The organism is Gilvimarinus sp. 1_MG-2023 (assembly GCF_030548285.1).
Genome location: NZ_JAUOSC010000003.1, coordinates 256,195 through 275,161 on the forward strand (window position 1 = coordinate 256,195; position 18,967 = coordinate 275,161).

Below are 18,967 nucleotides of genomic sequence, written 5' to 3' on the forward strand. Positions count from 1 at the left end.
ATTATGCTCCTCCCCGTTTTTGCAGAGCGCTTATTGCGCACTCCACATCGTTAAAACGGCTCTCTTTGTCAGCAAAAATCTGGACCTGCTCATGCCCTTTACCGGCAATAAGAACAGCATCGCCCGCTGCGGCCTGCTGTACCGCTAACTCTATAGCTTTCCCTCTATCGGGAATAACCAGGCAGCGCTCCGGATTGTGCATACCCTCAACGATTTGAGCTGCAATAGCAGCAGGGTCTTCGCTTCGAGGGTTATCGTTAGTCACAATTATATAATCAGAGGATTTTTCCGCGGCGCGGCCCATAATAGATCTTTTTTCGACATCGCGATCACCACCACAACCGAAAACACACCAGACACTGCCGTCTGCATGTAAGCGCAACGCTCGCAATGCTTTTATGAGTGCATCCGGTGTGTGAGCGTAATCAACCACAACTTGCACACCTTGCTCCGGACCCAGCTGTACCTGCTCCATGCGACCCGGCGCCGACTTCAAAAGCGGTACGTATTGTACGACTCGCTTAAGATCATAGCCGCGAATTAATATCGCACTTATGGCCGCCAATAAATTACTCGCATTAAATTCACCAATTAGCGGTGAATTAAATGATGCCGATTCACCGCGAAATTCGATACGACCGGAAACACCACTACATGAATATTGCAACGAGTGACAATATAAGTCTGCCTTAGGATTATGTATTGAATAAGTAAAACACTCGGCATATTTAGCCGCCCGCTTCTGCAGGCCAGCACACCACACATCATCAAGGTTCAAAATTGCGTGCTTCAGGCCTCGGCTTTTCAACAATTTAGCTTTAGCTTTACCGTACTGCTTAAAATCACCGTGATAATCGAGATGATCGTGAGATAAATTGGTAAAAATAGCCGTGGTAATTCGTATGTCTTTTACCCGGTGCTGTACCAGTGCATGAGAAGAAACCTCCATAGCCAAGGCGTCAACACCATCAGCGGCCAGCTCTTGCAAAGCTCGCTGAACAGTAATCGCGTCAGGCGTTGTTAGCCCAGTTGCAGTTATTTCCCTTTGAGGTTTTCCATAGCCCAATGTACCTAAACTTGCGGCATTCTTTCCCACCAAACTCATTAACTGAGCAATCAGCAACGCTGTTGTTGTTTTACCATTGGTGCCGGTAATGCCGATCACGTCCATCGATGCGCTAGGGTCGCCAAAGACGATTCCAGCTATATGGCTGAGCTTTTTATCCAGCTGATCAATCCACACGACTGATCGTGCATTATAATGATCATCAAACCCACGCTTATCCGCCAGCACTGCAACGGCCCCAGCCTCTATCGCGTCATCTATATAATCGACCGCATTAATGCGTGCTCCTTGCAAAGCGATAAACAGGTCACCCGGCAACACATTACGGCTGTCTAAGGTAATGCCCGTAAACGTTTGCTTCGCCAATGAGGATAGAGATTCCTCTAGCAGCGACTCTATTTTCATTGTCGTCGCGCGCATTATAATGCCACCCCGTGAGCGGCAAGCTGATCAACCGACTTAGGACTAACACTAAGACGAACAGGCTTGCTATGAGGGGGTTCTTGCAGCAGGCGCAAAGCATCTTCGGTAATTTTGGCAAATGTTGGTGCCGCTACCTGACCACCGTGATACTTGGTATCGCGTGGTTCATCAATCATGACCGCAACAATAATTTCCGGATCATCGGCCGGTGCTACTCCAACAAACGAGCCAATATATAGATGATCAGCATAACCGCCAGCATCCGCTTTATGCGCGGTACCGGTTTTCCCAGCAACTGAATAGGAATCGATAAAAGCTCTGCTGCCAGTGCCGTCATCGCTAACCACCTTGCGCAACATTTTCATAACATCGCGAGCGTAATGAGCTTCTACAACTTTCTGTCCGGGCGGGGATTTATCCGTGCGCAATAAACTCACTGGGCGCTTTACACCTTCATTGGCAATCACTGCGTACGCTTGCGCCAACTGCACAACGGTTAAATTCAGCCCGTAGCCAAATGCATAGGTCGCCTGCTGAATGGGTCGCCAGCGATCATATGCCGGTAACACACCCACCGCCTCACCGGGAAAGCCGGTTCCGGTGCCTTGCCCTAGACCCAACCGGTAGTACATATCGCGAACGACGTCAGGCTCTAATTGCAGCGCCATTTTAGTCATACCCACTTGGCTTGACTTGGCAATAATCCGGGTAATGTCCAGCTCACCATAATTGACCGGATCAAGCAGTGTTTTCCGCCCCACTTGAACGTACCCAGGCGTGGTATCTATCACGGTGTATGGCTTAAATTTCTCCGTCTCTAACGCAGCCAAAACGGCCAATGGCTTAATGGTTGACCCCGGCTCAAACACATCTGTGATGGCGCGATTACGTAAACTTGCAGGGGCGATATTACTGCGATCATTAGGATTGTAAGACGGCTGGTTTGCCATCGCTAAGACCTCTCCGGTTTTTGCATTGAGCACAACCACAGAGCCCGCCTTGGCACCAAAATTAGCAACCGCCTGCTTGAGCTCGCGATACGCCACATACTGCAATCGCAGATCAATACTTAACGCCATGGCTTGACCGCTGCGCGCGGACTTAATCAACCCCAGCTCTTTAATGGTTCGGCCACGCAAATCTTTCATAACTTGTTTGGCGCCCGACTCACCCGTGAGCCATGCGTCGTAAGCTAATTCCATCCCCTCCTGACCGCGATCATCGATATCGGTCATACCCACTAAATGGGCCGTCACTTCACCGGCTGGATAGTAACGGCGATATTCACGCTGGGCATAGACTCCATCAATACCCAGATCGAGAATTGTCGCCGCTTCATGTGGGGGGAGATGGCGCTCCAGGTACATAAATTCTTTTGCGCTGAATTTGACTAAACGTGACTCCAGCATGGCCTTATCCCAGGACAGCGCCTGCGCTAATCGCGACCAATCTTTGGGGTGCTGAAGCAAAACCTTAGGGTTGGCCCAAATAGACTCTACCGGCGTACTCACTGCCAAAGGCTCGCCATTGCGATCGGTAATTACACCGCGATAAGCACTGATAGGCTCGGTTCTTACTGTTCGAGCCTCACCCTGGCCCTGCAAAAACTCAAAACCACGGTCAGCATCGGGTAACACCTGTAGCGATGCCATCCGCCACAACAAGACGGCAGCCAGCAGCAGCATGGCAAGAACCACGCTGTAAAAACGCCACGACTGTAAGCGCTGCTGCTGCATCTATTATTCCTTCCCCACAAATATTATTTGACCCGACTCCGGCACCTGCATTTGCAGCTCCCGTTCGGCCTCTGTACGCACCCGAGAATAAGAGGCCCAGGTACTCTGCTCTAACAAAAACTGCCCCCACTCCACCTGCAAGTGGGCCGACTCTCGACGCAAACCTTCCAGCTGATCTGTTTCTTTGCGCACCTGATGAGTTACATGAACCACCATCAAGGCCGATATCACACAGCTGAACCAGAGCGCCACAACCAACCATCGAGCCGTCACAAGTAAACGCCCCGATCACGCAATTTTTTCGGCCACACGCATCACTGCACTGCGCGACCGTATGTTTTTCTCGAGCTCGTCGGAACCAGCCTTAACCGCCTTGGAGCGACTTTTTAAACGTCGATTTAACTGACTGTCCATCAGCGGTATATCGCGCGGTACAGGGTCACCTTTTTCTTGGCGACGAATAAATCGCTTAACCAACCGATCTTCCAGCGAGTGAAAACTAATCACCACCAAATGACCGCCAACGGCCAAAACTTCGAGCGCCTGATCCAAGGTGGACTCAAGATCTGACAGCTCACTGTTAATGTGAATTCGTATTCCCTGAAATGCCCGGGTGGCAGGGTGTTTCCCCTTCTCCCAGGCAGGGTTTGCTTCTTTTAATATGTGCGCCAAGCGGCCAGTTCGCTCAATGGGTGACTTTTCGCGCTCCGCCACCAAAGCTCGCGCCATTCGTTTGGAGAAACGCTCTTCGCCATACTCTTTCATAACGCGAGCCAATTCGGCTTCGCTAGCGGTGTTCACCCACTCGGCAGCACTCTGGCCTCGGGTTTGATCCATCCGCATGTCGAGAGGGCCGTCATGTAAAAAACTAAAACCGCGCTCCGGCTCATCCAATTGCGGCGACGACACCCCCAAATCGAGTAAAACGCCCGACACCTTGCCCATCAAGCCGCGCTCTTCAACCAAAGAACGCATCTGTGCAAAGCTGCAGTGGGCGATTTCAAAACGCGGCTCATCGGCAAAGCGCTCGCTCGCCACCGCAATGGCGTCAACATCTTTATCAATAGCCAGCAACTGCCCCTCAGGCGCTAGGTTTTGCAGAATCTGCGCCGAATGACCGCCGCGCCCAAAAGTCCCGTCAATATAAAAACCCGCCGGATCGATCACCAGCGACTCAACCGCCTCTTGCTCAAGTACGGTTATATGGGGCTGTAGCTTCATAGGGCCTCCTACAGCACCAGCGTTTGTAATTCTGCAGGCATGTCGTCGTCGCCCGGCTCTTCCATCTGAGCGGTCCACGTCGCCTCATCCCACAGTTCTAATTTGTCTCCCAGACCCGCCAACATTAGCTTTTTATCCAAATTCGCATAAGCGCGTAGGGTCGGCGGCACCAACACCCGACCATTGCCGTCCATTTCCAGCGAACAGGCATGACCTATCAGCAAACGCTGAACTCGTCGCACTTGGCGGTTCATGGCCGGCAGCGCCTGAATAGCGGGCAGTATTTCTTTCCAGCGTGGTTCGGGGTACACCAACAAGCACTTGTCTTCGGTGTGGGCAGTAACCACCAAACGACCGGCACACAGATCCACCAACCCTTCTCTTACCTTGGTCGGTATCGCCATGCGCCCTTTGGCGTCCATATTGATGGAATAGTTACCTGTAAACACAATTCACCACTTATTAGGTCCTGCAGCCCACTAAAAACCACTATTACCCACTTTTCTCCACATTGGCACACTATAAATCGGGTGGAAACAAAGTCAAGCAACAGGTCGGGAAATTGCGGCTAAAATTCACAAAAACAGGGGGAAGTTGCGGCCAACATCGGCCAACCGGCCGATAAAGCAGCAGGAAAGACAAGTGGAAATCTTGCATTTTCAGGTGGTTACAAGCAACTCTTAAGAAACTACTTTAAGTTTGGTATTATTTTGAATTAAAAATAGGGGGGTATCAGACAATAAAAGTATAAGAAAGGTAATACGGAGTCGGCCTGTAAGCCGGGTTCTGTCGTGGACAGTCATTCATCTGGGATGCCCGTCACCGGACACCTCATGCAACCTACCCGAATCCAGTGCGGGCCACACCAATGGATTCCTATTTGGTCTTGCTCCGAGCGGGGTTTACCATGCCACGAACTGTTACCAGTCGCGCGGTGCGCTCTTACCGCACCCTTTCAGCCTTACCGGCGCTTGCGCGCTTAGGCGGTCTACTCTCTGCTGCACTTTCCGTAAGCTCACACTTCCCAGGCGTTACCTGGCGCTCTGCCCTATGGAGCCCGGACTTTCCTCCACCTGTAAACAGGCAGCGACTGCCGAGCCGACTCCGTGGCAACACAATAACCGCAGCGGTATAAAAGTCAAGCTTTTGCGTTGTCCAGCGCCCATTGATAAAGCTCATTTTTACGCAGACCTGTGAGTTTTGCGGCCAAAGCGGCGGCTTTCTTAACCGGCAACTCTTCCAGCAAAACCCTCATAGTGCGCGCTGCTCTCTCATCGATAGCCTGAGGGCGCTCGGCGGCGCCGTGCACCAGCAACACAATCTCCCCACGCTGCTGATTTTTATCGCTCTCCACCCAATCAACCATCATGTGCAAAGGGTACCCCACAATCGTCTCGAAGGTTTTGCTGATCTCTCGGGCAATCACTACTTCCCGCTCGTCGCCAAATAGCTCCTGCATCGCCCGTAAGCTCTCCAGTACCCGGTGGGGGGCCTCGTAAAAAATAAGTGTGCGAGGCTCCGCCGCCAAAGCCTCCAGTCGCTGGCGTCTGGCCACCGCCTTGGCGGGCAAAAAACCTTCAAAGATAAAGCGGTCAGAAGGCAGGCCAGCGGCACTGAGTGCTGCAATTAAAGCGCAAGCACCCGGTACCGGCTCCACTCGATAACCCTGTTGGCGCGCACGGCGAATTAAGCGGTAGCCGGGGTCAGATACCAGGGGAGTCCCCGCATCGCTAATCAGCGCCAGGTCTTCGCCTTTATCCAGCAGCGCCAACAACTGGTCGGTTTTTTTATCATCGGAGTGGTCGTGATAGGCCGTGGTACGCGTCGGGATGTTAAAATGTTCCAGCAATCTGGCACTGTGTCGGGTATCCTCACAGGCTATCAGGCTGACCGCCCGGAGCACTTGTTCGGCGCGCGGCACCATATCGGACAGATTGCCGATAGGCGTCGCCACTACATATAAGGTTCCCACGGAGTTGGTCATAACAGTTTCCGCCCAAAACGAGCAGTCTAACATTAAGACGAGTTACTCTATGCAAAGAAAGCTATCACTGATACTCGCGGCCCTCGCCTTTCCCCTACTACTGGCAAGCTGCTCAAATCAAGTAGACAAACCCGAAACAGACTCAGGCACCCAGACACTGAGCGAAAGTGCTCTGGAGGAAAAAGTTAACAACTTGGTTCGCCAGGCGCGCCAAGCTAGCGCCACCGAACGCCCCAAAATACTACTCGACGCCGCCCAATTGCTACTCGAACAAGACCAGGATGACTGGGCGTTCAATCTTATTCAGTCTATCGACCCCGACCTCATCGGTGACTTCACCTTCCTTCAGTACACCGATACACTCAGTGCCGCCGCGATTCAATCGGGCCATTTTCTTCGCGCCCGACAACTATTATCCGCTCCTCGCCTAGACGCCATTTGGACCCTACAGCCCCCCGCCCAACAGCAGCGTCTTTTGCAAAGGCGCGCCGAAATCGAGTCCCTACTGGGGGATTACCGTCAAAGTTTATCGGCTCGGCTTGAGCTGGGACACTTTTTAGCCGATGCCAACAGCCAGCAGTACAACAATGAAGCCATCTGGCAGGATTTAATGAGCCTGGCGCTATCAGAGCTGGAAAGCCTACGCAGTGCCGAGCAACACGAATTGCGTGGCTGGGCCGAGCTCGCTTACATTAGCCGCAACAATGCTGCCAATCTCACCGAACAATTGCGCAGCGTAAAACAATGGCAGGATCAATGGCCACAGCATCCAGCTAGCTTGAATACCCCTAGTGATTTACGGCTACTCAACGCGCTTATCGCCCAACAGCCGCAAAAAATCGCCTTATTATTACCACGTCAGGGGCGTCTAGCGAGTGCGGCCACAGCCGTGCGCGATGGGTTTTTAGCGGCCTACTACAACCTTGGCCAAGACGAACCCAAGCCCAGTGTGCGCCAATATGACACCAGCGGTGTAGACATCAATCTTTTAGTTGACCAAGCAGCAAGAGAGGGGGCTGAACTGATTATTGGCCCCCTGGCCAAGGAGAATGTCGAGCAGCTAGCCGCTCGCGTCCAGCTGCCCGTACCGGTACTAGCGCTGAACCAGCAAGATATAAATACCAGTGAACCCCCCCGACTAAATTTACCGACACTGGTCCTGCCCACTCGCCACAACCCACAGCTGTTCACTCCTGAACTCTACCAATTTGGCCTGGCGCCAGAGGATGAGGCTGAACAAATTGCCCAGCTGGCCCATCTATCGGGGCACAAGCGCGCAATGATTATTGCCCCAGATATTGACTGGGCTGAACGCAGCGTGCAGACCTTTATTGAACACTGGGAAGGTAACGGCGGCGAGGTCATTCTCGACAGCCGCTATATTGGAGTCGGTGATTTTTCTGGCGTGATCAAATCAGCGTTACGCATTGATGATAGCGAGGAGCGTCATCAACAATTGCGCAGTGCCATTTACACCAATATGGAGTTTGAGCCCCGGCGACGTAAAGATATTGACGTTATCTTCTTAATTGCCACCCCCAAAGAAGCGCGACAAATAAAACCCACGCTGGCCTTCCACTACGCCGGCGACATTCCCGTGATTGCCACCAGCCAAATTTACACCGGTGAGCCCAACCCCAAAAGCGATCGCGATCTAAACGGTATACGCTTCAGCACCCTGCCCTGGCTTTTCGACGACGGCACCGAAACCCAAAACATTAACTCTTACACTGATGCGCCCGATGCCTATAATAGGCTCCATGCGCTCGGGATAGACGCATTTCACCTTTACCCTCGCCTACCGCAACTAAAGCGACTACCACAAACTCGCCTCGAGGGTGCCACAGGGATCCTCAGCATGAGCCCAGACCGGCAGATCAATCGACAATCTGTGTGGGCTGAATTTCGCGATGGCACGGCACAGCGCTTGAACACACAACCACTAGCCACAACAGCCGACGAGTCATAACCGCTGTGAGTTGGCTCAAGAGAAATAATAAATCCTCAGGGGCCTGTGCGGAAGATTTAGCCCTCAAGCATTTAAAGCAACAGGGACTGCAATTGCTGGCGCGTAATTACGCAGGCCCCCGAGGTGAAATTGACCTCATTATGAGCGATGGCGACGCCTTGGTTTTTATCGAAGTACGCCTGAGGCGCAACCGGCAATTTACCAGTGCCGCTGAGAGCGTCAATAGCGCCAAACAAGCAAGACTGTGGGCCACCGCCCAGCACTACCTCCAGCAGGAAAACCTAGTGGATAAGGTACCTTGTCGCTTTGATGTGGTAGCATTGAACTCATTGGAAGCAAACACCTCTATAGAATGGATAAGTAACGCTTTCCACTTTTAAAGCAAGGCCATCACAGCGAGCGCTGCCCCTTCATACCAGCGGCGCACGCAACGTAGCAAAAGCGAAATAAGGTCAGATATGGAACAAAGGGTCATTACCCTCTTTCACGAAAGTATTGAAGCCAAGATGCAGGCCGGCGAACAACTGGCTCCGCTGATTGCTCACAGCTCAGAGTTAATCGTTGAAAGTTTATTGCAAGATGGCAAAATCCTAACCTGCGGCAATGGCGCCAGTGCGGCCCTAGCCCAGACGTTCTCCTCCACGCTGATCAACCGATTTGAGCAAGAAAGGCCCAGCCTTCCCGCTCTAAACATCGGCGCCGATCACATTACTCAGTCCGCCATCGCGCACGATTATACCTTTAATGAAATCTACGCAAAGCAAATCCGCGCGCTAGGCAACCCGGGCGATGTTCTAGTAGTCTTGAGTGCGGCCGGTAACGCCAGTAATCTACTGCAAGCGATCAGCGCCGCCCACGACCGCGACATGCCAGTTATTGCGTTAACGGGACGGAACAGTGACGATATTGTGGCCTTGCTGGACAACCGCGATGTTGAATTAAGGGCCCCCGAAATGTCCTACGCCAGAACTCATGAGGTGCACCTACTCACGCTTTTTTGTTTGTGCGACCTTATCGAACAACAATTATTTGGAGGCCATGAGTAATGCCATTGAAATTTCTATTTCCGCTATGGCTTTTAATGACCATCCTGATTAGCTCAGGCTGTACGAGCATTATCGGCGCCACAACAAACGAGCCTATTACCATTGACCCAGGTAAGCGCTCGCTCGGCGTTAAGATTGATGATCAACAAATTGAAACTATAGCCTCTGTCAATATCGATAAGGCGCACGCTCTGCTCGACCAAGCGCCGGTCAGCGCACACAGTTTTAATGCGGTTGTCTTGCTGGTAGGACAAGTCCCCACCAGTGATATGCGTGAACTGGCAGGGGCTACGGTTAAAAAGTTGCCCAATGTTCGCCAAGTGCACAACGAGCTGCAAGTTCAAGCCCCTATCTCTCTGTTGGACGGCGCTAACGACAGTTGGCTAACCACAAAAATCAAATCCAAGCTTCTCACCAACCGTGACATTGACGGCGGGCGCCTGAATATCATCACAGAAAACAATACTGTTTTTTTAATGGGATTGGTGACTCACGCTGAAGCAAAAGTGATCACCGACATTGCCCGCCACACCGGCGGAGTCCAAAAAGTTGTTAGAGTTTTTGAATACATCGATTAACTGACAGGAACTATCATTATGGATATCTCAACGATTGTATTTTTAGTCGTCGTGGCTGTTATTGTTTTTTACGCCATTGGCATTTACAACAAGCTCGTCAGCTTAAAGAACCGGTTTGAAAATGCCTTCGCTCAAATTGAGGTGCAATTAAAACGCCGCTACGATTTAATCCCTAACCTCGTGGAAACCGCGAAAGCATATCTCGCCCATGAAAACGAAACCCTGACCGCTGTCACAGAGGCGCGCAATCAGGCAATGGCAGGCTTAAGTGCCGCATCAGCGTCCCCTGGTGATGCCGGCGCCATGGCGCAATTAGCTGGGGCAGAGGGGGTTCTCTCCAACGCACTGGGCCGGTTGAACATGGTAATGGAAGCCTATCCCGACCTAAAAGCCTCAGCCAATATGCAACAGGTATCGGAAGAATTAACCAGCACCGAAAATCGCATTGCGTTTGCACGCCAAGCGTTTAACGATTCGGTTATGAACTACAACACCTATAAGCAAAGCTTCCCACCGGTTGCCCTGGCCGGCGTATTGGGTCACAGTGAAGACGCCAGCCTACTCGAATTTGAAGACAGCGAGCAAATCCAACAAGCTCCTAAAGTTCAATTTTAAAGGTTCTATGTAACCACCTCAGTGCCTACTGATGATTAATGAGAGCCGCCATGAACTTTTTTGAGCAGCAAGACATTGCCAAGAAAAATACACGCAACCTGGTTTTTCTGCTTGGGCTGGCCGTCCTCTCATTAATAGCCGTCACCACAGTGCTTTTTATTGGCATCACTTATTATTTGCAAACCGGTAATAGCTTATTTGTGATGGAAACGGCCGGCATGACATTTTTGCAAAAAGTGGACACATTAATAAGCTGGCAGACCGCTACAGGAATCGCCCTGATGGTCATAACCGTTGTGGTGCTCGGAGGCATTTATAAGTACCTCCAGCTAAACGGTGGTGGCAGCACAGTGGCCGAGGCTTTAGGCGGTCGACAGATCAATCACGACACAAACGACTACGCGGAAAAACAACTACTGAATGTGGTCGAAGAGATGGCTATCGCCTCGGGCACACCCGTGCCACCAGTATTCGTGCTGGAAGAGGCCTCCATTAACGCTTTCGCCGCGGGGCACACGCCTCAGGATGCGGTGATTGGAGTCACGCGAGGCTGCATTGAACAGCTCAACCGCAATGAGCTACAAGGTGTTGTCGCCCACGAGTTCAGCCACATTTTCCATGGCGATATGCGCTTAAATATGCGCTTGGTCGCTTTACTAAACGGCATTTTATTACTCGGTCTTATCGGTCAATATATACTGCGCGGCTCTTTGTATCGCCGCTCTGGCCGCTCCAGCAAAAACAACTCTCAGGGAGCTGTTATAGGCGCAGGCTTAGCGCTAATGGTAATTGGTTATGCCGGTACGTTTTTCGGCAGTTTGATCAAAGCCGCCGTCAGCCGTCAACGGGAATTTTTGGCCGATGCCTCCGCAGTTCAATTTACTCGCGACAACAGCGGCATTGCTGGCGCGCTAAAAAAAATCGGCGGCCTACCCGCTGGCAGTCGAATGGAAGCCAAGCACTGCGCCGAGTTTAGCCATATGTATTTTGGCCAGGGGGTTTCCACCGCTTTCAATAGCCTGATGGCCACTCACCCACCACTTCCCGAGCGTATTAAGCGCGTGCAACCAGAATGGGACGGTGATTACCCCAGTGTGGGCAAGGCTAGCACTACTACGGCGACGCCTGAACAAGGCGAACCATCAAATGCCAGCGCACAAGTCAGTGGCTTCAGCGCTGCAAGTGCCGCCAGTTTTCACAGCGAACATATGACAGCCGCAGTCGACAATATCGGCCAACCCAGCACGGAAGACTTGGCTCAGGCCCAGTCAACCATGGCAAGCATTAGCGATGTATTGCACGCTGCAGCTCACGATCCATTTTCTGCGCGTGCGGTGGTCTTTGGCCTGCTACTGGATAACGATCAACAACTGCGCGGGCAACAGTGGCGCGCCCTAACCGAACTCTACCCTACAACAGAGCTTAACCAATTAGCGCCCACAGCCCAGCGCGCGCAAAAAATTGAAATCCATTTGCGCCTGCCGCTAATTGAGCTGGCACTGCCGGCATTAAAAAACCTAAGCCACACACAGCACCGGAACTTCTTGACCGCCATCGACACATTAATTGAAGCCGACCAAGAAACTAATGTCATGGAGTGGTCGGTCAGACGTATTATCCAACATCACCTAGGGGCAATTCAGCACCGCAGTGGTTCACTCAGTATTCGTCAGTTGCGCGGCGAGTGCGCCACATTGCTATCGTTTATGAGTCATGCCAGCAGCGACAATTTACAACACTGCCAAAAAGCCTTTACCGCCGCCTGCCAAGAGCTGCGTTTAAGTGAGCTGTCCTTGATCGATTTATTCCAGCTGGATACTCACACACTGGATCGCGCACTCGACAAGCTCAATCAAATTAAGCCTTTGCAAAAGCCGCAATTACTTAAAGCTATGATGCGCGCCATCGAATCTGACGGTGTTATCACCATCGCTGAGGCAGAGCTCTTTCGCGCTGTTGCCGATAGCTTAAACTGCCCAGTGCCACCATTAAGAGCCGACCTCGCCCGCAATCACTAATCAATCCCGCCGCTGTTAAAACTGTATTTGCTTCGGCACCTTAAATCTTGGCTCCAGTGCCGCTATAATAGCGACACCTGCGCCCCGCGCGCTTTGCAACCAATATTGAGGTGACCCCATTGTTACTGGATCAAGCTACCGCTGAGCAACTCAAAGCCTGGGAATCAGAACTGGCTGAGCAATACAACGCTATTCTCGGCAAAAACCTCTCACTCGACGTCACTCGTGGCAAGCCTTCTGCAGATCAACTGTCCCTGTCGGACGGCATGGACGGTATTTTAAACGGCAACTATAAGGCCAGCGACGGCACTGATACCCGTAACTACGGCGGCCTGGACGGCATTGCGGAAGCCAAACGCCTCGGCTCTGACCTCATGGGCGTGCCCAGCAGCAATATTGTCGTGGGAGGCAATTCCAGCCTTACTTTGATGCATCAAACCATGATGACAGCCTACCACTTCGGGCTTACCGGTCCCGATAGCGCCTGGAAAAATGCCGAGCAGCCGAAAGTCATCTGCCCGGTACCCGGCTATGACCGTCACTACACCGTGTGTGAGCAACTGGGTATCGATATGGTCACCGTGCCCATGACCGCAAATGGTCCGGACATGCAGGCGGCTGAAGAGCTGATTAAAAATGATTCCAGTATCCGCGGCATGTGGTGCGTTCCCAAGTACTCCAACCCAACCGGGGTGGTTTACTCCGACGAAACTGTCGAGCGAATTGCCAAACTGGGCCAGATAGCTCACGCCGATTTCCGTGTTTTTTGGGACAACGCTTACGCGGTGCACGATTTGGTGGAGAACCCACCACAGCTGGCCAGCGTTTTCGAGCTGACCGCCAAGCACGGCACTGAACATAGCGTTATTCAGTTTGCCTCCACCTCTAAAATCACCTTCGCCGGCGCCGGCGTTGCGTTTACTGCCGCCAGCACCGAAAATTTAGCTGGTCTGAAGAAATTCTTAGGGGCCAGTACGATTGGGCCAGACAAGGTCAACCAATTACGTCACGCGCAATTTTTACCCAATCGCGACGCACTGATCAAGCATATGAAAAAGCATGCCGCACTGCTGCAACCGCGCTTTGATGCCGTACTGTCAGCACTGGGCACCGCCTTTGATGGCACTGACCTCGGCAATTGGGAAGCGCCTGTTGGCGGTTATTTCGTCTCCTTTGATACCCGCCCTGGATGTGCCAAAGCCACCGTTAAGCTCGCCGCTGAAGCAGGCGTCAAATTGACCCCAGCAGGAGCGACTTTCCCCTACGGTGATGACCCCGAAAATCGCAATATACGCATTGCACCTTCCGTACCCTCCATTGAAGAGGTTGTCGGTGCCATGGAGGTCTTTGTGGTGTGCGTTAAGCTGGCTTCTGTTCGCCAAGCACTGGCAGGCTAATACATCCACTGGGCCCGGGCTGCGTTCAGCGCTCGGGCCATCCCCCCCCCTGACCACTCACACCGACCTCAGAGCAATGCCAACACCTTTGCACTCTAAACGCTTTTTACAGGCATAAAAAAACCACCCGTAGGTGGTTTTTTAACTCACACTCTTGAACGAGTATCAGTTGTGTTCCACTGGCACCAGTACGACGGCAGGAGCCTTGGCTGCACGAGCGGCATCAGCCACAGCAACATAAACACCTGAGTCAGCTTCGTGGTTAGCCTGAATGATCACCGCAGCCTTGGGCAGCTCGGCACGCATCTGGGCGATATTAGAACGCACGGCAGCCTCATCTATCCGACGCAAACCATTATCACCAAACATCCAAATTTGGTTGTCAGCGGTAATCTGAACCAGGATATTAGGATCCGCATTCTCTGGTGGTGGCTCGTCATTTTCTTCTGGCACATTGACGTCGAGGCCAATTTCCTTAACAAAAGACGCTGTTACGATGAAGAAAATTAGCATGATAAAGACGACGTCCAGCATTGGCGTCAGATCGATATCATTACTTTCTTCAGAGCTACGGTTTTTCTTTCTACGACTCACCGCGCACACTCCCGTTATTATTACTGGTGGTTGGTATTAATTTTCGAGGAGCAATACTACCAGCTTGTGGTGGCCATGACTAACCATTTGAAGACCTTTTTCATGCAAATATGCGTAAAAATTTTTATCGGGTCACTTTAAAACCAACGGATACTAAGAAGGCAGCCCGCACCGGCGCACCACCTTGGTGCAGCCCACCGCTGTGTTGCGCAAGCCAATCGCCCCCGGGTAACCGCTTTTTATAATAAGTTTATTTGCTCCACAGCAGCGGACTGAGGGCCTGATCCCGCCAATCTAACCCCTAACCCCAATAGCCGCACCCGGCCATTACCCCGCGAGTAAGCCTGTGCAAGTAAGGGTAAAAATGCCTCCGCCGCCCAATCCCCACCTAATCGCTCCAGCGTGGTTTGACGGAAATCTGAAAATTTTATTTTGACAAACCCTTTAGCGATTACCGTATCCGCCGACAGCTTTTCTAGCCGTAGCATTAATCGCTGATACAGCTCGGGCAATAAAGCCTCACAAGCGTTCAGTGATTCGATATCTTGAGCGTAGGTTTGCTCCACACTAACGGACTTTCGTTCCCGTGTCGGCTTGACCGGCCGCTCATCCACACCTCGACTTAAATGATAAAGTCGAGCACCAAAACGACCGAAACGCTTAACTAATTCGTTTTCACTGTGACAATAAAGATCCTGGCACAAACTCACGCCCATAAACTGTAACTGATTAGAGGTGACCTTCCCTACGCCGGGTATACACCATATAGGCAATTGCGCCACAAATGAATCCTGCCGATCACTATCAATGACAAACATTCCATCGGGTTTGCGCCAATCACTGGCCACCTTGGCCAGAAACTTATTACCGGCAACACCCGCGGAGACCGTAATCCCCAATGTTTGCCAAACTTTTTGCCTGATCTCTTGCGCTAGGCTTCCCGCCTCCTGCAGCGATTCACAATTCGATGAGACATCGAGAAACGCTTCATCCAGTGACAACGGCTCAACAATATCGGAATATTTGTGAAATATTGCCATCATCTCTTGCGAGACTTCTCGGTACAGTGCCATACGATGCTCCAGCAATGTTAAGCCCGGGCACAACCTTAATGCGTATGCCGTTGCCATAGCCGAGCGCACACCAAACTGTCGCGCCGAATAATTACACGTTGAAATTACACCACGTCGGTTTGCACTGCCGCCAATTGCCATTGGTCGATCGAATAATTCGGGCCGATCGCGCATTTCAATCGCAGCAAAAAAACAATCCGCATCAATATGAATTATAAATCGATTCAAAAAAACCCCCATGAGCTGTACATGCATTCAGTATATATCCTGCAACACTTCGGTACTGCGTCTAAAAAAATAATTGTATTTCATCCTTTGCACGCTCTATAAATGCGTTTTTTCTTAGCAAGTGGCAAAAAAATCATCGAAATCGGCATTAATTTTCCATTTTCTGCGTTTTTTTCAATAAAAATGCTTTAAAATGGTTGAAATTCCTCTGCAAAGTTTTAACGTATTGGCAGCGGAAAGATTCCGTTCACTTTTTTGTTCATAACAATTGTTCACAACAATAAAGGAAGCTCACCATGGCTGCTCGTAAAACCCAAACTGTAAATACAGTTGCACAGTTGGAAAAACAGCTTGATCAGCTGCAAACCCAACTGAACAAGGCCCGCAGTGCTGAAGAAAAGGCGGCGGCTAAAACCGTTGATTCTCAGCAAAAAGCGGTAACCAAAGCAAAGAACGCATTGAAAGCAGCCAGAACAAAACTGGCCGCTGCGAAAAAGAAAAAGAAAACCCCGGCTTCGGCCAAACAAGTGACTGCTGCTAACGCCGCCGTTAAGAAAGCTCAAACTGCCGCTAACAGCGCCAGCGCAGCTCTGGCTGAAGCCAAAGCGACTCTGGCCTCAATCAAGTCAGGCAACAAGGTAGCAGCTCAGTTCTCTGCCGCCATGAGCAAAGCTCAGCGTGAAATGGCCAAAAAGCAAAAGGCTGCTGACAAAAAAGCTGCTGCTAAAGCTAAGGTTGCTGCCAAGAAAGCCGCTGCCAAGCAAAAGGCTGCCGAGCGCAAAGCTGCCGCCAAAGCCAAACTAGCCGCTCGTAAAGCCGCTGCCAAAGCTAAAGCTGCTGCTAAGAAAGCCGCCGCCAGGCAAAAAGCTGCCGAGCGTAAAGCCGCTGCCAAAGCTAAAGTCGCCGCCAAAAAAGCTGCTGCCAAGCAAAAAGCCACAGCTAAGAAAGCAGCCACTAAAGCCAAGGCAAAAAAGGCCCCAGCTAAGCGCAAAACAACCGCTAAAAAAGCTCCGGCCAAAAAGAAAACCACTGCGAAAAAAGCACCGGCCAAGAAAGCCGCTGCTAAACGCGGTCGCAAGCCAAAGGCTAAGTAATTAGTCGTATAAGCTTGGAAAAACAAAAAACCGCCCATTAGGGCGGTTTTTTTATGCCGGAACGCTTACGACCCGGTTAACCATGCAAGCATGGATTTGCACTTTTGACTGCCCCCTCATTTAAATAACCTATACGGAAGCAGTCGGCGTCTTATGAGCACCCGGAGTGCAACCGGCACCACAAGTGTAGAGTCTAAGGAAAAAGCCGCGGCGGCGCGGTAACAAGTGACAGTCCCAGCTGCCGCACTCAACTCATAACCTTAAAACCCTTGCAGGATTAAAACACCACAAAATTGATAATCAGCGTTAACAGGCCAGGTGTGCACCCGGGAACTCCCCAATAAACTAGCGAGCGACTGACTCTGAACTTTGGGCCGACTCTAGCTCCAGGGCGCGCGGATGGATATTTAAATCGATTTCCTCTTGAGCGGACACATCACAGTACCCTCGGTAATTGAGCGCCTGATCGTAAATATCACGTGCATCAAAGTCTATTATAAAACGGATGGCAAGATTAGACGCAGCGGCGGCAGGAGAGCCATCACTCAGGCTTGATTGAGACTGAGCCTGCTTATCCTCTTGCGTTAATTCTATGGCCTGTGGTTGTGCTAGGGTTTTAAGCTCTACGGCCTGCATATTCTGAGTTTGGAATTTAAACTTCTGCATACATACCTGCCACAGCTTTTTACGGCGAAGCAGCTCTTGACGTCTCTTCTGCTCCTGCTGACGCATACTTTCTATTTTCACGCGCTCCGCTTTTAGGGCTGCCATTTGTTCCTGTCGCACCGCTTCCAATGCGCGCATTCGCTCTCGCTCCGCATCGATCTCAGCTTGTAGGTCAGTAAAACTGATGCGTCCGGTGGGACGCGTGGAATCGAGAATCGTTAAATCTATTCCGTCGACCAGCCAGCGATAGGTTAATAAGCTTTCATCTCGGCAAGCATACACAAAAACTGGTCGCTCTAAGCGACTGGCATCCGCTTTTAGAGTGCCGGAAAGAAACTTGTGGCACTGCTCGCTAGACTCCATTAAACGTGCACCATCGAGCAATTGAGGCAGGTACCGCAAATAACTTTTAGGCAGGTGTAACTGATCGAGCTCTACCGCATTGGCTGAACCTGTTGTCAGTGCCAGCGCCAATATCAATAGCGCTTGCTTATTCACTGTCTTGCGGCGTTTGATCGGCAACAATTTGAGCATACACATAGGCATATAGTGTTAATAGTGATTCCTGCTCGCTTTCGATAAACTCAATACCATAAACCGCAGATAATTCTTGCGCTTGCTCTTGGGTGCTGCGCTCCACTCGAGAACGAATTACCGCCTTAATCGACCATTGTAAAGCGAGCCTCTCAACAGGCACTTGGGCCCGGATAATGACCTCATCTCCAATGCTCGCCAATGCCTCTGTTAATTCTAAGCGGGCACCGGTAACGCTAATGTCAGCTATGTAGCCCGCACCATTAACACTAGTCAGGCTACTGATATTTTCGACTTTTATGGGTAAATCAACCACCACACGCGTGGCGTTGCGAATACCTTTGAATTTAACCGATTCAGGATAACTTACAAACAGTAAAGGGAATGGCTCATTACTTTGCGCTTCAACTGCCACGGCGAATACACCAACCCCATTGGCCACCATCATACGCACCGCCAATCGCTGACCAGGCCGAAAACGCACAAGCTTGCCAGCGGCTTTGGGGACGGAAAACATTAAATTGCGTCCAGGCACGGCCCCAATAAAGCGACAAGCATACCGCTCTGGCTGCCCCTGCCCATTGGTCACCTGTAACTGAAGGGAAGTGCCATGGGGAAGTTTTAAGGCCTCAAAGTCCATCGTTAACAAGTCTCATTAATATTCAATTTTCAGGCGAGCAGCCAACGCATCGCTATAAGGTGCGCTATTCGCTTTTTTACATGGA

18 protein-coding genes and 1 other RNA gene are annotated in these 18,967 nt (G+C 51.2%); 8 read left to right on the forward strand and 11 right to left on the reverse strand.

What is annotated here, in order from left to right:
• Position 1: 1 nt before the first annotated feature.
• The 7 genes from Q4563_RS06665 to rsmI all read right to left on the reverse strand — a co-directional run bounded on the left by Q4563_RS06665 (position 2) and on the right by rsmI (position 6,430).
• On the reverse strand, positions 2–1,486 hold the full coding sequence (locus Q4563_RS06665) for a UDP-N-acetylmuramoyl-L-alanyl-D-glutamate--2,6-diaminopimelate ligase (protein WP_303604023.1): 1,485 nt from the start codon (positions 1,484–1,486) through the stop codon (positions 2–4).
• Positions 1,486–3,225 carry a peptidoglycan D,D-transpeptidase FtsI family protein gene (locus tag Q4563_RS06670; RefSeq protein ID WP_303604024.1) on the reverse strand — a complete coding sequence of 580 codons (1,740 nt, stop codon included), beginning with the start codon at positions 3,223–3,225 and terminating at the stop codon, positions 1,486–1,488. The genes Q4563_RS06665 and Q4563_RS06670 overlap by 1 nt, the downstream gene beginning before the upstream one ends.
• A gap of 3 nt (positions 3,226–3,228) precedes the next feature.
• A complete protein-coding gene (gene ftsL, locus Q4563_RS06675; protein WP_215975805.1) occupies positions 3,229–3,498 on the reverse strand; it encodes a cell division protein FtsL in 270 nt (89 codons plus the stop codon).
• A gap of 15 nt (positions 3,499–3,513) precedes the next feature.
• A complete protein-coding gene (rsmH, locus tag Q4563_RS06680; protein ID WP_215975804.1) occupies positions 3,514–4,446 on the reverse strand; it encodes a 16S rRNA (cytosine(1402)-N(4))-methyltransferase RsmH in 933 nt (310 codons plus the stop codon).
• Positions 4,447–4,454: 8 nt separating this feature from the next.
• A complete protein-coding gene (mraZ, locus tag Q4563_RS06685) occupies positions 4,455–4,895 on the reverse strand; it encodes a division/cell wall cluster transcriptional repressor MraZ (protein WP_215975803.1) in 441 nt (146 codons plus the stop codon).
• 310 nt (positions 4,896–5,205) lie between these two features.
• Positions 5,206–5,552: RNase P RNA component class A (gene rnpB, locus Q4563_RS06690), an RNA gene on the reverse strand.
• 32 nt (positions 5,553–5,584) lie between these two features.
• Positions 5,585–6,430, reverse strand: coding sequence for a 16S rRNA (cytidine(1402)-2'-O)-methyltransferase (gene rsmI / locus Q4563_RS06695; RefSeq protein WP_303604025.1), 846 nt, complete (start codon positions 6,428–6,430; stop codon positions 5,585–5,587).
• 49 nt (positions 6,431–6,479) lie between these two features.
• On the opposite strand from rsmI, the gene Q4563_RS06700 reads away from it, so the two are divergent.
• The 7 genes from Q4563_RS06700 to Q4563_RS06730 all read left to right on the forward strand — a co-directional run bounded on the left by Q4563_RS06700 (position 6,480) and on the right by Q4563_RS06730 (position 14,053).
• Complete coding sequence (locus Q4563_RS06700) at positions 6,480–8,399, forward strand: penicillin-binding protein activator (protein ID WP_303604026.1); 1,920 nt, start codon at positions 6,480–6,482, stop codon at positions 8,397–8,399.
• Between the two features lie 5 nt (positions 8,400–8,404).
• Positions 8,405–8,779: a YraN family protein gene (locus Q4563_RS06705; protein ID WP_215975800.1), complete on the forward strand. Its 375-nt coding sequence runs from the start codon at positions 8,405–8,407 to the stop codon at positions 8,777–8,779.
• 78 nt (positions 8,780–8,857) lie between these two features.
• Positions 8,858–9,445 carry an SIS domain-containing protein gene (locus Q4563_RS06710; protein WP_215975799.1) on the forward strand — a complete coding sequence of 196 codons (588 nt, stop codon included), beginning with the start codon at positions 8,858–8,860 and terminating at the stop codon, positions 9,443–9,445.
• Entirely contained in the window at positions 9,445–10,023 is a 579-nt protein-coding gene (locus Q4563_RS06715; RefSeq protein ID WP_215975798.1) for a BON domain-containing protein, read from the forward strand. The genes Q4563_RS06710 and Q4563_RS06715 overlap by 1 nt, the downstream gene beginning before the upstream one ends.
• An 18-nt stretch (positions 10,024–10,041) precedes the next feature.
• Positions 10,042–10,638: a LemA family protein gene (locus tag Q4563_RS06720; RefSeq protein WP_303604027.1), complete on the forward strand. Its 597-nt coding sequence runs from the start codon at positions 10,042–10,044 to the stop codon at positions 10,636–10,638.
• 50 nt (positions 10,639–10,688) lie between these two features.
• Positions 10,689–12,656 (forward strand): M48 family metallopeptidase, encoded by a 1,968-nt coding sequence (locus Q4563_RS06725; RefSeq protein WP_303604028.1) that lies wholly within the window; start codon positions 10,689–10,691, stop codon positions 12,654–12,656.
• Between the two features lie 119 nt (positions 12,657–12,775).
• The gene (locus tag Q4563_RS06730; RefSeq protein WP_303604029.1) at positions 12,776–14,053 is read left to right on the forward strand and encodes an aminotransferase class I/II-fold pyridoxal phosphate-dependent enzyme; all 1,278 of its coding nucleotides are present in this window, start codon (positions 12,776–12,778) and stop codon (positions 14,051–14,053) included.
• Between the two features lie 165 nt (positions 14,054–14,218).
• Here Q4563_RS06730 and Q4563_RS06735 read toward each other — a convergent pair whose 3' ends face one another.
• Positions 14,219–14,647 (reverse strand): ExbD/TolR family protein, encoded by a 429-nt coding sequence (locus Q4563_RS06735; RefSeq protein WP_215975794.1) that lies wholly within the window; start codon positions 14,645–14,647, stop codon positions 14,219–14,221.
• Between the two features lie 239 nt (positions 14,648–14,886).
• A complete protein-coding gene (dinB, locus tag Q4563_RS06740; RefSeq protein ID WP_303604030.1) occupies positions 14,887–15,948 on the reverse strand; it encodes a DNA polymerase IV in 1,062 nt (353 codons plus the stop codon).
• 296 nt (positions 15,949–16,244) lie between these two features.
• On the opposite strand from dinB, the gene Q4563_RS06745 reads away from it, so the two are divergent.
• Positions 16,245–17,042, forward strand: a complete 798-nt coding sequence (locus Q4563_RS06745; RefSeq protein ID WP_303604031.1) for a hypothetical protein — start codon at positions 16,245–16,247, stop codon at positions 17,040–17,042.
• Between the two features lie 345 nt (positions 17,043–17,387).
• Here the strand turns inward: Q4563_RS06745 and Q4563_RS06750 are convergent, their stop codons facing one another.
• The gene (locus tag Q4563_RS06750) at positions 17,388–18,242 is read right to left on the reverse strand and encodes a hypothetical protein (protein ID WP_303604032.1); all 855 of its coding nucleotides are present in this window, start codon (positions 18,240–18,242) and stop codon (positions 17,388–17,390) included.
• Positions 18,199–18,882, reverse strand: a complete 684-nt coding sequence (locus Q4563_RS06755) for a flagellar brake protein (protein ID WP_303604033.1) — start codon at positions 18,880–18,882, stop codon at positions 18,199–18,201. Before Q4563_RS06755 ends, Q4563_RS06750 begins: the two co-directional genes overlap by 44 nt.
• Positions 18,883–18,967: the final 85 nt, after the last annotated feature.